Raw genomic sequence first — 15,260 nt, forward strand, 5'->3', positions numbered from 1 at the left:
TGAGCATTCTTCATCGAACCGACAGAAACCCTTGGGAAGTCCTCGACAGGCCGCTATACTCAGCGCCGATCAAAACGGTCATCTTCCCCTGATACCGTTTACCCGCCACCTGTCCGAGGGGCGCTGCAGCAGGCTCGACCTGTCAGGCTCGGATGGGGCGTTCTCCGGTCGTGATGATGCGCCCGGATACTAAACGCACAACGGCGCCCATTCGCACACTACGAATGGAGGCTCTCTATGAGCGCTGTCAACACGCCTGCAGATTTTACCGATTACAAAGTCGCCGACCTGTCCCTGGCTGCCTGGGGCCGTCGCGAAATCATCATCGCCGAATCGGAAATGCCTGCCCTGATGGGTCTGCGCCGCAAGTATCTGGCCGAGCAACCGCTCAAGGGTGCCAAGATCCTGGGCTGCATCCACATGACCATCCAGACCGCCGTGCTGATCGAAACCCTGGTTGCCCTGGGTGCCGAGGTTCGCTGGTCGTCCTGCAACATCTTCTCGACCCAGGACCAGGCCGCTGCCGCCATCGCCGCTGCCGGCATCCCGGTCTTCGCCTGGAAAGGTGAAACCGAGCAGGAATACGAGTGGTGCCTGGAGCAGACCATCCTCAAGGATGGCGCGCCTTGGGACACCAACATGGTCCTCGACGACGGCGGCGACCTGACCGAACTGCTGCACAAGAAGTACCCGCAGGTCCTGGACAAGGTCCACGGCGTCACCGAGGAAACCACCACCGGCGTCCACCGCCTGCTGGACATGCTGGCCAAGGGCGAGCTGAAGATCCCGGCGATCAACGTCAACGACTCGGTCACCAAGAGCAAGAACGACAACAAGTACGGCTGCCGTCACAGCCTGAACGATGCCATCAAGCGCGGTACCGACCACCTGCTGTCCGGCAAGCAGGCCCTGGTGATCGGCTACGGCGACGTGGGCAAGGGCTCGGCCCAGTCCCTGCGTCAGGAAGGCATGATCGTCAAGGTCACCGAAGTCGACCCGATCTGCGCCATGCAGGCCTGCATGGACGGTTTCGAAGTGGTTTCGCCGTTCATCGACGGGATCAACAACGGCACCGAAGCCAGCATCGACAAGGCCCTGCTGGGCAAGATCGACCTGATCGTCACCACCACCGGTAACGTCAACGTCTGCGATGCGAACATGCTCAAGGCCCTGAAGAAGCGCGCCGTGGTCTGCAACATCGGTCACTTCGACAACGAAATCGACACCGCCTTCATGCGCAAGAACTGGGCATGGGAAGAAGTGAAGCCGCAGGTGCACAAGATCCACCGCACCGGCCACGGCGATTTCGACCCGCAGAACGACGACTACCTGATCCTGCTGGCCGAAGGCCGCCTGGTGAACCTGGGCAACGCCACCGGTCACCCAAGCCGCATCATGGACGGTTCGTTCGCCAACCAGGTACTGGCGCAGATCTTCCTGTTCGGCCAGAAGTACGCCGACCTGTCGCCTGCCCAGAAAGCCGAGCGCCTGACCGTTGAGGTACTGCCGAAGAAACTCGACGAGGAAGTGGCCCTGGAAATGGTCCGCGGCTTCGGCGGCGTGGTCACCCAACTGACCAAGACCCAGGCCGACTACATCGGCGTGAGCGTCGAAGGTCCGTTCAAGCCGCACGCCTACCGCTACTGATCGGCCTGGTTGCCTGCTCTCCCGGCGAGAGCAGGCTGTTGTGGGAGCTGGCTTGCCGGCGATGGCAGCGCCTCGGTACTGTTGCAGAATCGAGGCCACTGCATTGCGGGCAGGCAGCTCCCACACTGGTATTCTGAGCTTCCACAGGTATTACCATGTCCCAAGATCGTCGCTACAGCTTCGAGTTCTTCCCGACCAAGACCGATGCTGGGCATGAAAAGCTGCTCGCCACTGCCCGCCAGCTGGCCAGCCACAATCCCGACTTCTTCTCCTGCACCTACGGTGCCGGCGGCTCGACCCGCGACCGCACACTCAACACCGTGCTGCAGCTCGAGAGCGAAGTAAAGATTCCTTCCGCTCCGCACCTGTCCTGCGTGGGCGACAGCAAGAACGACCTGCGCGGCCTGCTGACCCAGTACAAGGACGCCGGCATCAAGCGCATCGTCGCCCTGCGCGGCGACCTGCCCTCCGGCATGGGCATGGCCAGCGGCGAACTGCGCCACGCCAACGACCTGGTCAGCTTCATCCGTGAAGAGACCGGCAGCCATTTCCACATCGAAGTCGCCGCCTACCCGGAAATGCACCCGCAGGCGCGCAATTTCGAAGACGACATCCAGCATTTCGTGCGCAAGGCCAACGCCGGTGCCGACAGTGCGATCACCCAGTACTTCTTCAACGCCGACAGCTACTTCTACTTCGTCGACCGCGTACGGGCACTGGGGGTGAACATCCCGATCGTGCCGGGCATCATGCCGATCACCAACTACAGCAAGCTGGCACGCTTCTCCGACGCCTGCGGCGCGGAAATCCCACGCTGGGTCCGCAAGCAGTTGGAAGCCTACGGCGATGACAGCCAGAGCATCCAGGCCTTCGGCGAGCAGGTGGTCACCCAGATGTGCGAACGCCTGCTGCAAGGCGGCGCGCCGGGTCTGCATTTCTATACCCTGAACCTGGCCGAACCGAGCCTGGCGGTATGGAACAATCTCAAGCTGCCGCGCTGATCCGACAGCAAAGGCCGTGAACAAAAGGTCCTCGCGCAAGCCAGGGCCTTTTTTATTGCAACGGGAATAGCCCGGGACAGAGCCCTCACGCGGCTCTGGCTATTTACTGCGCGCCCATCGTACTCTCTGGCAATGCCCGTCATTGCCCAACTGCTGACAGCCATTGTCCTGACTTGCCTGAGCCTGACGGCCCGGGGCGAGCGACTGCGCATTGTCACCGAACCCTGGGCCCCCTATGTCTACGAGGAGAATGGCCAGGCCAAGGGCCTGGACTACGAGACCACGGCGATTGTCTTCCAGCGCCTGGGGATCGAGGTGGAGTGGCAGTTCCTGCCCTGGAAACGTTGCCTGGCGATGCTCGAACAGGGCCAGGCCGACGGCGCCCTGGATATCTTTCACAGCAGCCAGCGCGACGACAAACTGCTGTATCCCGACGAGGCACTGTCCGAAGTGGAGTTCGTGCTCTTCTACGCCAAGGCCCATCCCCATCCGTTCAGCAGCCTGGATGATCTGCGCGGGCTGACCGTAGGCGTCTCGCCGGGCTATCAGTACAGTCCGCAATTCAACGAATCGCGCCTGTTCCGACACGAACCGGCCCCCAGCCATGAGTCCAACTTCGGCAAGCTGGCCCTGGGGCGCATCGACCTGGTGATCACCGACCGCCGCGTCGGTCAGCATGTGCTCAACGAATTGAACCTGCAGGAGCAGATCGCCCAGTACCCGAGCGTGATCAGCCGCAATCGGCAATACCTGGCCCTGCGTCGCAACGCCGGCATGGACCTGCTGATGCAGCGCTTCAACGCCGAACTCAAGCGGTTCAAGCGCGAACCGGCCTATGCCGAACTCAACGCCCGCTATGCCGGCGCGCCCGGCGCCGGGAAAAAGCAGTGAACCGTTGAGCAGCAGGAACGCGGCACAGGCCGATTGCTCTGTTATACTCCGGCGTTCCCGCCAGGCTTACGCCCGGACGCTCGACCTTGCATCAGGTATTCCGACACAGTGACCTGCGCCGCCAAAGAGCCAGCGCGCGCCGTGCGTAGAGCCTCAAGATCCAGCATTACCGGACGGGATTGCGTCCTCCAGGACCGGACAGGAAAACGCCGCACACGCTGCCGGCCGCTTTTGTTCAGCTCCCAGATGCCATTCGCGCCAGGCAAGATTCCCATCGGGCTTTGCCCTAACTGAACAGGATTACTCATGTCCTTTGCTTCCCTCGGTCTCTCCGAGGCTTTGGTCGGCGCCATCGAGGCCGCCGGCTATACCGAGCCTACTCCGGTGCAACAGCGGGCCATTCCCGCCGTGTTGCAAGGTCGCGACCTGATGGTCGCGGCACAGACAGGTACTGGTAAAACCGGCGGTTTCGCCCTCCCGATTCTGGAGCGGTTGTTCCCCAACGGTCACCCGGACAAATCCCAGCGTCACGGCCCGCGCCAACCGCGCGTACTGGTCCTGACCCCGACCCGCGAACTGGCCGCCCAGGTGCACGACAGCTTCAAGCTCTATGCCCGCGACCTGAAATTCGTCAGCGCCTGCATTTTCGGCGGTGTCGGCATGAACCCGCAGATCCAGGCCATGGCCCGTGGCGTCGACGTGCTCGTCGCTTGCCCGGGGCGCCTGCTGGACCTGGCCGGGCAAGGCAGCGTCGACCTGTCCCACGTGGAAATCCTCGTGCTGGACGAAGCCGACCGCATGCTCGACATGGGCTTCGTCCATGACGTGAAGAAGGTTCTCGCACGGCTGCCGGCCAAGCGGCAGAACCTGCTGTTCTCGGCGACCTTCTCCAAGGACATCACCGACCTGGCGAGCAAGCTGCTGCACAACCCGGAGCGCATCGAGGTGACGCCACCGAACACCACGGTCGAGCGTATCGAGCAGCGTGTGTTCCGCCTGGCCGCCAGCCACAAGCGCGCCCTGCTGGCCCACCTGATCACCACCGGCGCCTGGGAACAGGTGCTGGTGTTCACCCGCACCAAGCACGGTGCCAACCGCCTGGCCGAGTACCTGGACAAGCACGGCCTGACCGCCGCGGCGATCCACGGCAACAAGAGCCAGAACGCCCGCACCAAGGCCCTGGCCGACTTCAAGGCCGGCGAGATCCGCATCCTGGTCGCCACCGATATCGCCGCCCGCGGCCTGGATATCGACCAGTTGCCGCACGTGGTCAACTTCGAACTGCCGAACGTCGATGAAGACTACGTCCACCGCATCGGTCGTACCGGCCGTGCCGGTCGCTCGGGCGAGGCGATTTCCCTGGTCGCTCCGGACGAAGAGAAACTGCTGAAAAGCATCGAGCGCATGACCCGGCAGAAAATCGCCGACGGCGACCTGATGGGCTTCGACGCCAGCGCCGTGGAAGCGGAAAAACCGGAAGTACGCGAGCGTCCGGAAGGCCGCAACCCGCGCAACGCGCGTGCTCCCCGTGGCGACGGCGCCAACGGCGGTGGCAGCGGTAGCGGTCGCAAGGACAAGGGCAAGGACAAGGGCGGCAAGGAGAAGCCGGCGAACAGCGGTCGCGGCGAGCGTCCGGCCCGTGAGCAGAAGCCTCGCGAGCAGCAGCAACAGCGCCAGATCCCGCGTCCGGCACCGGACCGCGACCCGGAAGAGTTTCTCGATGACGACGTGGACAACTTCGGCAACCGTGTCGACTACGTGCCACAGGCCGCCAAGCCCCAGGGTCGTGGTCGCCGTCCCGGCGGTGCCGGACAAGGCGCAGCCCGTGGCGGTGCAGCCCAGGGCCAGGGCCGGCAGAATGGCCAGCGCGGCAGCAACGGCACCGGTGCCGGTGCCGGCGCGGGTGCCCAGAAGCGCACTGGCCGTAATGGCGCAGCGCGGGATGGCCAGCCACGTCGCGACGACTCGCGCAACCGTCGTCCGGCCCGGGACGACCAGTCGTTCCGCCAGGAGCCGGCGTTGAAAAGCCCTCGTGAGAACCAGCCGAAGATCATGCACAAGGAGTCGAAGATCGATCGCTCCCTGACGCCTGAGCAACTGGACCAGTTGCCGAACCGCCCACGCGGCGAGAAACCGGCGTTGCTGACCCGCAATCGCTGAGTATTCCCTCGGCAATGAAAACGCCCCCGGTTCGTGAGAACCGGGGCGTTTTCATTGTGGCCAGCTTCCCCTGCAGGAGTAGGGTTTGCCCGCCAAGCCATGCCCATCGGGCCCCTTCGCGAACAAGCGCTGCTCCTACAGGAAAAGTATTACTTGGCCTTTACGCCTTCGAACGAGATGTCCAGGTCCAGAGTCTGGGAGGATGGGCCTGGGCCCTTGATGCCGAAATCGTTCAGGTTGAGGGTGGTGGTACCGTTGAAGCCGGCACGGTAGCCGCCCCATGGGTCCTTGCCTTCACCGTTGAAGGTGGCCTTGAAGGTCACCGGCTTGGTCACGCCGTGCAGGGTCAGGTCACCGGTCACGTCAGCGGTTTTCTCGCCAGTGGATTTGACGCTGGTGGAGACAAACTTGGCTTCCGGATACTTGGCAACGTCCAGGAAGTCCTTGCTGGCGATGTGCTTGTCACGCTCGGCGTGGTTGGAGAACAGGCTGGCGGTCTTCAGCTCGACCTCGATCTTGCTCGCTTCAGGCGCCTTGGCGTCGAAGCTGAACTTGCCGCTCCAGTCCTTGAAGGTGCCGTGTACGAAGCTGTAGCCCAGGTGGCTGATCTTCCAGTCGATGAAGGCGTGCTGGCCTTCCTTGTCGATCACGTAGTCAGCGGCCATCGCCTGACCGGCAGTGAACAGTGCGGTACCGATTGCCAGGGCGGCGAGAGTCTTTTTCAACATGCTTCTATTCCTTTTGAGTCGAGGTTGAACATCAGGCTTTGCGACCCAGCATGCGGGTCAGCGTCGCATCACGATCGATAAAGTGGTGTTTCAGCGCAGCCAGGCCATGGAGAACGGCAAAGATCACCACGGTCCAGGCCAGGTACAGGTGCACCGTGCCAGCCACATCCGCCTGGTCGGGGATGCTGGAAATCCAGGCCGGCACGTCGAACAGATTGAACACCGGAATCCCGACACCTTCTGCGGTGGAAATCAGGTACCCGGAGAACATCAGGGCGAAAAGGCCCAGATAGAGGAACGCATGGCCGAACTTGGCGCCCAGGCGGGTCAGGCGGCCATGATTGGACGGTGCCGGCGGCGGCGGGCTGATGAAACGCCAGGCCAGCCGTACGACCATCACCGCGAACAGGGTCAAGCCGATACTTTTATGCAGGTCCGGAGCGGCCTTGCGGTACTCGCTGTAGTAGTCGAGACCGACCATCCACAAGCCCAGCGCGAAAAGGCCGAAGACCACCAGAGCCACGCCCCAATGCAGGAGCATGCTGACTGCGCCGTAGCGGGAAGATGAATTACGTAGCTGCATGGCCGAGAGATCCTGTAAGTACTGCGCCCAAGACTAATGGTTTACCTATCGAATTAAAGCGAAAAATTTTGCTTTGAAATATCGAGAAATACGATCATAAGTCTGGAACGAGCGGGTTAAGAAAATATTAAGGTCGCCGCCTATCCGGAACACCCCGGCGGGCGACTTTATTCGAGGCGCCGGAGGATAATCGTTGCAACCGCTGCAGGCCGCGTCGCCCGGACACTTCGCCGGTGGCGAGGCCGTTGAATGACCGGCACGGGTTGTCCCGTCGCCCGGCATTGCATAGGCTTGCGCGATTGTTGGCCCGCGCCTGTCGCAAGGTGCCCGTGGGAGAGTGGAAATGAGCCTGAACAACCAGTGGATGCAACGCGATCTCGCGGTGCTGTGGCATCCCTGCACCCAGATGAAAGATCACGAGCAACTGCCGATGATCCCCATCAAGCGCGGCGAAGGCGTGTGGCTGGAGGATTTCGACGGCAAGCGCTACCTCGATGCCGTCAGCTCCTGGTGGGTCAACGTGTTCGGCCACTGCAACCCGCGCATCAACCAGCGCATCAAGGACCAGGTCGACCAGCTGGAGCACGTGATCCTCGCCGGTTTCAGCCACCAGCCGGTGATCGAGCTGTCCGAGCGCCTGGTGAAGATGACCCCGAAGGCCTGACCCGCTGCTTCTATGCCGATAACGGTTCGTCCTGCATCGAAGTCGCGCTGAAGATGAGCTTTCATTACTGGCTCAACCGCGGCCAGCCGCAGAAGAAACGCTACATCACCCTGACCAACAGCTACCACGGCGAGACCGTGGCGGCGATGTCGGTAGGCGACGTGCCGCTGTTCACCGAGACCTACAAGGCCCTGCTGCTGGACACCATCAAGGTGCCGAGCCCGGACTGCTACATGCGTGCGCAGGGCATGAGCTGGGAAGAGCATTCGCGCAACCTGTTCCAGGTCATGGAACAGACCCTGGCGGAGAATCACCAGAGCGTCGCCGCAGTGATCGTCGAACCGCTGATCCAGGGAGCCGGCGGCATGCGCATGTACCATCCGGTGTACCTCAAGCTGCTGCGCGAGGCCTGCGACCGCTACGGCGTACACCTGATCCACGATGAAATCGCCGTGGGCTTCGGCCGCACCGGTACGATGTTCGCCTGCGAACAGGCCGGTATCCGTCCGGACTTCCTCTGCCTGTCCAAGGCGCTCACCGGCGGCTACCTGCCCCTGGCGGCGTGCCTGACCACCGAGGACGTCTACGGCGCCTTCTACGACGACTACCCGACCCTGCGCGCGTTCCTCCATTCCCACAGCTACACCGGCAACCCGCTGGCCTGTGCGGCGGCGCTGGCGACCCTGGATATCTTCGAGCAGGACAACGTCATCGAGAACAACCGGGCCCTGGCCCAACGGATGGCCAGTTCCACCGCGCACCTGGCGGATCACCCGCACGTTGCCGAAGTGCGCCAGACCGGCATGGCCCTGGCGATCGAGATGGTCCAGGACAAGGCCAGCAAGGCCGCCTACCCGTGGCAGGAGCGCCGTGGCCTCAAGGTGTTCCAGCATGCCCTGGAGCGCGGCGCCCTGCTGCGGCCGCTGGGCAACGTGGTGTACTTCCTGCCACCCTACGTGATCACGCCGGAACAGATCGACTTCCTCGCCGAAGTGGCCAGCGAGGGGATCGACATTGCCACCCGCAGCGCGGTCAGCGTGGCGGTGCCGGAAAACTTCCATCCGGACTTCCGTGATCCGGGCTAACCCCACAGAAGCCAAGCGGGCGCACGCGACCCATTCGCGGCAGTGCGGCGCCCCGGCAACCCATCATTCCGATATCCAGAGATACACCATGAGACTGTCCCGCTTCTTTATCGACGCCCCTCTGAGCCTCGGCGAACACGAACTGCCGGAGGCCCAGGCCCACTACATCGGCCGCGTACTGCGCATGGCCGAAGGGGACGCGCTGCAGGTGTTCGACGGCTCCGGCCACGAATTCCTCGGTACCCTGCTGGAAGTCGGCAAGAAGCACGTGCGTGTGCAACTGACCGAAAGCTTCGCCGGCCAACCGGACTCGCCGCTGCACATCCACCTCGGCCAGGGCCTGTCCCGGGGCGAACGGATGGATTGGGCGATCCAGAAAGCCACCGAGTTGGGCGTCAGCGAAATCACCCCGATCGTCAGCGAGCGCTGTGAAGTCCGCCTCAAGGACGAGCGCGCCGACAAGCGCCTGGCCCACTGGCGGCAGATCGCGATCAGTGCCTGTGAACAGTGCGGCCGCTCCACCCTGCCGGTGATCCACCCGCCGCTGCCGCTGGGTGAATGGCTGAAACAGGCCCAGGCCGAACTGAAACTGGTGCTGCACCCGGTGGCCGAACCGCTGACCAGCCATCCCAGGCCGGCCAGCCTGGCCTTTCTGATCGGCCCTGAAGGCGGTTTGTCCGACGCCGAAGTCGAGCAGGCGGCCAAGGCCGGCTACCTGCCCGCACGCCTCGGTCCGCGGGTGCTGCGCACCGAGACCGCACCGGTGGTGGCCCTGGCGGTGGCCCAGCAGCTGTGGGGCGATTTCTGACGCATCAGATCACGTACCAGAAGATCGCCACGAAATGCAGGGCGCTGCCGGCGATCACGAACAGGTGCCAGATCCCGTGGGAATGCCGTAGCCGGTGATCCAGGGCGAAGAAGATGATGCCCAGGGTGTATAGCGCCCCGCCCGTGGCCAGCCAGATGAACCCGGCCATGCCCAGGGCCGCCAGCAGCGGCTTGATCGCCACCAGCACGATCCAGCCCATCACCGCATAGATCACGATCGACAGGATCCGCGCCTCCGAGCGCGGCTTGATCTCCTGCAACATGCCGATCACCGCCAGCCCCCAGACGATGCCGAACAACGTCCAACCCCATGGTCCGCGCAGAGTGACCAGGCAGAACGGCGTGTAGCTGCCGGCGATCAGCAGGTAGATCGACAGGTGATCGACCTTCTGCATGATCACCTTCGCCCGCCCGCGGACGCTGTGGTACACGGTCGAGACGCTATAGAGTGCCATCAGCGTGACCCCGTAGATCGCCACGCTGACGATCTTCCACGGGCTGCCATCCAGGCTTGCCATCACCAGCAGCCAGATCGCGCCGATGCTCGCCAGTATCGCCCCCACCAGATGGGTCCAGGCGTTGAGTCGTTCCCCGTGATACATGTACCGCCCACCTCCATTGCTCAGGACACTTCATCAGGCCCGCTACGCCATGCCTGGCCCAGTCGCCCGATGCCCTGTACAGCCGCTTCCTACCTTCAAAGAGGAAACAAGCTTCCGGATTTCGCTCCATAGATTAAAAAAAAATCGCCGGCCGATACAGAAAATGGAAGGCCCCGAATCATCACCCCACGGGAGCCCGCCATGACCCGAACACTCCAGGCCTGGAACCGCGAAAAGCTGATCGAGCATTCGCTGTCCTGGATACACCGCCTCGATCGCTCCCAGGTCATCGAAGTCGATTGCGCCCTGGAGTATGCAAAACGCCGGGGCAGATCGCCGCTGGACATGACCCCGCGGGACTTCCCGCTGCCCACGGTACATGAATTGCTGCAGCGGGCCGTCCTGGAAACCGAGCGGGGCCTCGGGGTATTCCTGATCACCGGATTTCCCGTGGCCGACAAGACGCCCGAGCAGGCACGCCTGCTCGCCTGGGGTATCGGCCTGCACCTGGGCGTGCCGCTGGTACAGAATCACGCAGGCGAGTTACTGGTTGATGTCCGTGACCGCCAGCAACCCCATCACCCGACCCATCGCAGCCACATCACCAGCCGCTCCATGGAGTTCCACACCGATGCCTGCGACCTGACTACCCTGCTCTGCCTGCGCCAGGCGGCCCGCGGCGGGCTGTTCCGCCTGGCCAGCCTGCGGGCCGTGCACGACCGGCTGATGCGCGAGAATCCGGCGTTGTGCCAAGCGCTCTATCAACCCCTGGCGTTCTACGACCCGACACGCGACAGCGCCAGCGACAGGCGCTTTTTTCTCTGCCCGGTATTCGCCCTGGAGCACGGCGTCTTCGCCAGCCGCTTCTATCGTCAGCGCAACCTCGACTGCGAGCGCCTGCCGGGGGCACCGCGCCTGGGCAACATCGCCCGCGCCGCACTGAACGCGGTGCATGACACCGCCTGCCTGCCGGACATGTGCCTGGAACTGGAGCTGTTGCCCGGCGACCTGCAGTTTCTCAACAACCACCTGGTCTGCCATGCCCGCACCAGCTTTACCGACAGCGCGCAGCCCGGCCGCCAGCGCCACCTGCTGCGCCAGTGGCATGCCACCGCCTGCAGTCGTCCACTGCCCGAGAGCTTCCTGCCGGCCTATGGCAACGTCAGGGCCCAGGCCTTGCGCGGCGGCTATCAGGGTTGTCCGGTCGATGAGACGCTGCGGGCCTTCCAACAGCGACTGGCGGCCAGCAACGGCCTGATCGGTTGAACGGGGGGCCACTGAAAAAGCCTCAGCCAACTCTCCGGGACTTGGGCACAATCGGAGCATTCGAAAAAGAGTCCGTCCCATGTTGATCGATGAAGAACTGACCCTGAAAAAGCTCGAAGTGTTCCTGGCCTTCATGCGCACCGGCAACCTGGCCCGGGCGGCGGCCGAACTGCAGACCAGCAACGTCAGCGTGCACCGCGCCATCCATTCCCTGGAAAATGCCCTGCGTTGCCCGCTGTTCAAGCACGAGGGGCGCAACCTGACACCGCTGGAAAGCGCCTATGTGCTGGAAGAGCGGGCGCAGAAACTGATCCAGGACGTGGTCGAAAGCGTGCGCCTGACCCGTGAGGCCGCCGGCTTCTGCGCCGAACGCTTCAAGCTCGGCTCGCTCTACTCACTGACGGTGAAGACCGTGCCGCAGTTGATCATGGGCCTGAAGATCCGTCGCAGCGAGCTGAACATCGACCTCATCCTCGGCTCGAACATCGACCTGCTGTACCAGCTCAGGAACATGGAAGTGGACGCGATCCTGGTGTCGCTGGACGAAACCACCCAAGATCCGGACTGCGAACACCTGCCGCTGTTCTCCGACGATATCTTTCTCGCCACGCCCGCCGACTCGCCTTTCGCCCAACAGGCCCAGGTCGACCTGGCGGACCTGCGCGACATGACCTTCATCACCCTGACCCAGGGCTTCGCCACCCACCGCGACGGCAATCGGGTGTTCGAACAGGCGGGCTTCGAGCCCAAGGTGGCGATGCAGGTCAACGATATCTTCACCCTGCTGAGCATGGTCAGCTCCGGCGTCGGCTATGCGCTGCTGCCCGGGCGGATCGCCGCGGTGTACGAAAACCGGGTGAAACTGATTCCGCTGCAGCCGCGCTACCACCTGCAGCAGCATATCGGCGTGGTATTCCTCAAGGCCAAGGAGCGCGACCCCAACCTGCTGGCACTCCTGGCGGAGTGCCGGATGTATGCCAACCATCGCGCCTGAATCAGCCCACCAGGCCTCGCACGATGAAAAACAGCACCGACGGCCCGAGCAGGCAGCCCAGCCCGGTATGGAAGGTCGCAGTCAGCGCGCCATAGGGTACCAGCCGCCGATCCGTCGCCGCGAGCCCGGCCGTCACGCCACTGACCGTCCCGGCCAGGCCGCCGAACACCATCGCCGAACGCGGATTGTCCAGGCCCATCCAGCGCGCCGCCACTGGCGTGCCGACCATCACGATGATCGCCTTGATCAGGCCCGTGGCGATCGACAGGGCGATCACATCGGAACTGGCCCCGATCGCCGCACCGGTCACCGGCCCGACGATATAGGTCACCGCCCCGGCACCGATGGTGGTCATGCTCACCGCATCGCGATAACCGAAGGCCCAGGCCATGCTCGCGCCGACCATGAACGGCAGCACGGTGCCCAGCAACAGCGACACCGCGCCGATCAGGCCGGCCTTCCTCGCCTCGGTGGCCTGCACCTCGAAGGCGGTGGCGACGATCGCGAAGTCGCGCAACATGGCGCCGCCCATCAGGCCGATGCCGGAGAACAGCGCCATGTCGGCCAGGCCCTTCTGCCCACCGGTCAACGTGCCACCGATCCAGGCCAGGACCAGGCCGATCACGATGGCGATCGCCGAACCGTGGATGCGACCCAGGGTCAGGTGCCTGGAGAGCAGCACCGACAGCCACATCACCACTCCGACCAGCGCGAACGCGGTGATCAGCCCATTGTGCTCCAATGCTTTCTCGACGATAGCCCACATGTCAGCGACCTCCCGCGACATGGGCATCCGGCAACGCCGCCGCAGGCTCGGCCGGCAAGGGCTCGCCCTTGTTGGTCCGGCTGATCAGGGCGATGGTGCAACCGCACAGCAGCACCGAACCGACGGCCGCCAGCAACGCCACCGGACCGCCATGCAAGGCGGTGACCACGTTCTGGTTGGCGGCCATGGCGACCACCACCGGGATATACAGGGCGCCCCAGAAGCCGACGCCCATCTCGCACTCCTTGCTCATGCCGCCGTGCCTGTGCATCCACAGGCGGGCGCAGATCAGCAGGATCATGGCGATCCCGACCCCGCCGACATTGGACTTGACCCCCAGCAACACGCCGAGCATGTCTCCCAGAACCACACCGGCCAAGGTACAGGCCGCCAGCAGTGCCACACCGTAAATAATCATTGTTGTTATCCTCGCATCGCAGTGTCGAAGTTGTTGTTTTTGTCCTTCGAAGCAACAGCCGGTCTCTATCGGTGGCGGCATCCCTCCTCTTGCAGCAGTGCCTTGAGACTGTCCAGCCGGGCACCGTCGAAGGCGACCACGCTGCCCTGTTCGAATACCCGCCGCGCCAGGCCGGTCAACACCGCCCCCGGTGGCAGTTCGATCTGCAGCCGCACGCCGCGCTCGTAGGCGCTTTGCACAGTACCGCGCCAATCGATGAGCCGGCACATGTTGAAGGCCAGGTCATCGCGAATCTGTTCGGCAGTGCGCAGCAACCGGGCACTGCTGCCGCTGAGATAACCCAGGCACGGCGCCCGCATCGGTACCTCGGCGAATGCGGCCGCCAAGGCCTGCGCCGGCGCCTCCAGCAACGGGCAGTGGGACGGCACACTGACCGCCAGGCGCCGGGCCACTCCGCCCTGCTTCAGCGCGGCAGCGACCGCGACCATGGCCTCATCGCTACCAGCGATCACGCACTGGTTGTCGGCATTGATGTTCGCCAGGTAAACCGGCGTGCGCGGGCCATGGACCTGGGCCAACAACTTATCCACAGCCGCCCGTTCCAGACCGATCAATGCGGTCATGCCATAGCCCTGTGGATAAGCCTGTTGCATCAGTTGCCCGCGCAGGCTGACCAGGCGCAGGGCATCGCTGAAATCCAGCACCCCGGCCATCACCGCCGCCGGATAGGCGCCGATCGACAGGCCGGCCACGTAGGCCGGCGGTGGACTGTTGTCCAGCAACAGCCGGGCCCCGGCCACCCCGGCAATCAGCAGGCAGAGCTGGACCGCGCGGGTCGAGGCCAGCGCCTGCGCGCTGTCCAGCAACGCCAGATCCTCGCCAAGCACCTCTGCGGCTTCACCCAGGCACTGGCGAACCACCGCCGCATCGGGCAGGCGCCGCAACATGCCGGGCTGCTGCGCACCCTGGCCGGGAAACGCCAGCAGGCTGCTCACGCCGCCAACTCCCCGGCACTCCACGGATCGGCCACCAACCGTGCACCCGCGTCGCTCTTGAGCAGCACCCGTTGCGCCGGGCCCGCCCACTCCGCCAGCGCCACCGCGCCCAGCGGGGTCTGCAACTGCAGGTCGACACGGCAGAACGGATTGTCGAGTTGCCGCAACAGCTCGGCGGCCCGGGCTCGCGACAACGCCTGCGGTGCACGCAGGATCAGGTCCAGGTCGCTCTCCGGGTGCAGGGTCGGCAAGCCGGTGGCCAGTTCAAAACCGGCGCTGCCGCTGACGCCCCAGGCCAGGCCCCGGGCATCGAGCGCCGGGCGTACATGCCGCAAAGCCTGCAAGGCCGGCCAGTCCCGCCTGGCCAGTCGGCTGTCGACCAGCGCCTCCGGGCGCACCCGACGTTCGACCAGCCGCCGCGGCATCAGCGTGGCGAAACGCTGCTCGCGCGACAGCCCGCGCACGCCCACCGGCAATTGATCCGCTGCGACCAGTGCCCGCCGCACCACCACCGGCTGCCCCAGGCCCAGCGCCTCAGCCACCCAGGCCGGCGCATCCGGCGGCAACTGCGCCGGGGTCAGCCCCCAGAGCAGGTCGTGAGGGAGATAGTGGCCGTCGCTACACATCGCGAC

14 protein-coding genes, 1 pseudogene and 1 riboswitch are annotated in these 15,260 nt (G+C 64.4%); of the genes and pseudogenes, 8 read left to right on the forward strand and 7 right to left on the reverse strand.

Translation table 11 applies throughout. The features are described from left to right. Positions 1-109: 109 nt before the first annotated feature. Positions 110-216, forward strand: a riboswitch (S-adenosyl-L-homocysteine riboswitch). Between the two features lie 21 nt (positions 217-237). From ahcY to ACZ5KU_RS29365, 4 genes are all read left to right on the forward strand, one after another. Further along, positions 238-1,647: an adenosylhomocysteinase gene (ahcY, locus tag ACZ5KU_RS29350; protein WP_054063520.1), complete on the forward strand. Its 1,410-nt coding sequence runs from the start codon at positions 238-240 to the stop codon at positions 1,645-1,647. A gap of 155 nt (positions 1,648-1,802) precedes the next feature. Continuing rightward, complete coding sequence (metF, locus tag ACZ5KU_RS29355) at positions 1,803-2,648, forward strand: methylenetetrahydrofolate reductase [NAD(P)H] (RefSeq protein ID WP_054059719.1); 846 nt, start codon at positions 1,803-1,805, stop codon at positions 2,646-2,648. 132 nt (positions 2,649-2,780) lie between these two features. Beyond that, a complete protein-coding gene (locus ACZ5KU_RS29360; RefSeq protein WP_054059718.1) occupies positions 2,781-3,539 on the forward strand; it encodes a substrate-binding periplasmic protein in 759 nt (252 codons plus the stop codon). 306 nt (positions 3,540-3,845) lie between these two features. After that, positions 3,846-5,699 (forward strand): DEAD/DEAH box helicase, encoded by a 1,854-nt coding sequence (locus ACZ5KU_RS29365; protein WP_464736600.1) that lies wholly within the window; start codon positions 3,846-3,848, stop codon positions 5,697-5,699. A 149-nt stretch (positions 5,700-5,848) separates the two neighbouring features. Here the strand turns inward: ACZ5KU_RS29365 and ACZ5KU_RS29370 are convergent, their stop codons facing one another. Next, on the reverse strand, positions 5,849-6,427 hold the full coding sequence (locus ACZ5KU_RS29370) for a YceI family protein (protein ID WP_054063523.1): 579 nt from the start codon (positions 6,425-6,427) through the stop codon (positions 5,849-5,851). Positions 6,428-6,458: 31 nt separating this feature from the next. Next, complete coding sequence (locus ACZ5KU_RS29375; protein ID WP_054063524.1) at positions 6,459-7,010, reverse strand: cytochrome b; 552 nt, start codon at positions 7,008-7,010, stop codon at positions 6,459-6,461. A 343-nt stretch (positions 7,011-7,353) separates the two neighbouring features. Here ACZ5KU_RS29375 and ACZ5KU_RS29380 point away from each other — a divergent pair. Both ACZ5KU_RS29380 and ACZ5KU_RS29385 read left to right on the forward strand, forming a co-directional pair. Then, positions 7,354-8,759: pseudogene (locus ACZ5KU_RS29380) on the forward strand (adenosylmethionine--8-amino-7-oxononanoate transaminase). A gap of 88 nt (positions 8,760-8,847) precedes the next feature. Continuing rightward, positions 8,848-9,567 (forward strand): 16S rRNA (uracil(1498)-N(3))-methyltransferase, encoded by a 720-nt coding sequence (locus ACZ5KU_RS29385; RefSeq protein WP_054063526.1) that lies wholly within the window; start codon positions 8,848-8,850, stop codon positions 9,565-9,567. Between the two features lie 4 nt (positions 9,568-9,571). Here ACZ5KU_RS29385 and trhA read toward each other — a convergent pair whose 3' ends face one another. Continuing rightward, positions 9,572-10,189: a PAQR family membrane homeostasis protein TrhA gene (gene trhA, locus ACZ5KU_RS29390; RefSeq protein WP_054061305.1), complete on the reverse strand. Its 618-nt coding sequence runs from the start codon at positions 10,187-10,189 to the stop codon at positions 9,572-9,574. 201 nt (positions 10,190-10,390) lie between these two features. On the opposite strand from trhA, the gene ACZ5KU_RS29395 reads away from it, so the two are divergent. Further along, on the forward strand, positions 10,391-11,455 hold the full coding sequence (locus ACZ5KU_RS29395) for a TauD/TfdA family dioxygenase (RefSeq protein ID WP_054061304.1): 1,065 nt from the start codon (positions 10,391-10,393) through the stop codon (positions 11,453-11,455). A gap of 79 nt (positions 11,456-11,534) precedes the next feature. Next, positions 11,535-12,449, forward strand: a complete 915-nt coding sequence (locus ACZ5KU_RS29400; RefSeq protein WP_054061303.1) for a LysR family transcriptional regulator — start codon at positions 11,535-11,537, stop codon at positions 12,447-12,449. Between the two features lies 1 nt (position 12,450). Here the strand turns inward: ACZ5KU_RS29400 and madM are convergent, their stop codons facing one another. The 4 genes from madM to ACZ5KU_RS29420 all read right to left on the reverse strand — a co-directional run bounded on the left by madM (position 12,451) and on the right by ACZ5KU_RS29420 (position 15,254). Further along, the gene (gene madM / locus ACZ5KU_RS29405; RefSeq protein WP_054061302.1) at positions 12,451-13,215 is read right to left on the reverse strand and encodes a malonate transporter subunit MadM; all 765 of its coding nucleotides are present in this window, start codon (positions 13,213-13,215) and stop codon (positions 12,451-12,453) included. A gap of 1 nt (position 13,216) precedes the next feature. Further along, positions 13,217-13,633: a malonate transporter subunit MadL gene (gene madL, locus ACZ5KU_RS29410; protein WP_054061301.1), complete on the reverse strand. Its 417-nt coding sequence runs from the start codon at positions 13,631-13,633 to the stop codon at positions 13,217-13,219. A 65-nt stretch (positions 13,634-13,698) separates the two neighbouring features. Then, entirely contained in the window at positions 13,699-14,628 is a 930-nt protein-coding gene (mdcH, locus tag ACZ5KU_RS29415; RefSeq protein WP_464736601.1) for a malonate decarboxylase subunit epsilon, read from the reverse strand. Continuing rightward, positions 14,625-15,254, reverse strand: a complete 630-nt coding sequence (locus ACZ5KU_RS29420; RefSeq protein WP_054063530.1) for a malonate decarboxylase holo-ACP synthase — start codon at positions 15,252-15,254, stop codon at positions 14,625-14,627. Before ACZ5KU_RS29420 ends, mdcH begins: the two co-directional genes overlap by 4 nt. Positions 15,255-15,260: the final 6 nt, after the last annotated feature.

The sequence above is a fragment of the Pseudomonas sp. Tof1 genome (assembly GCF_055390395.1).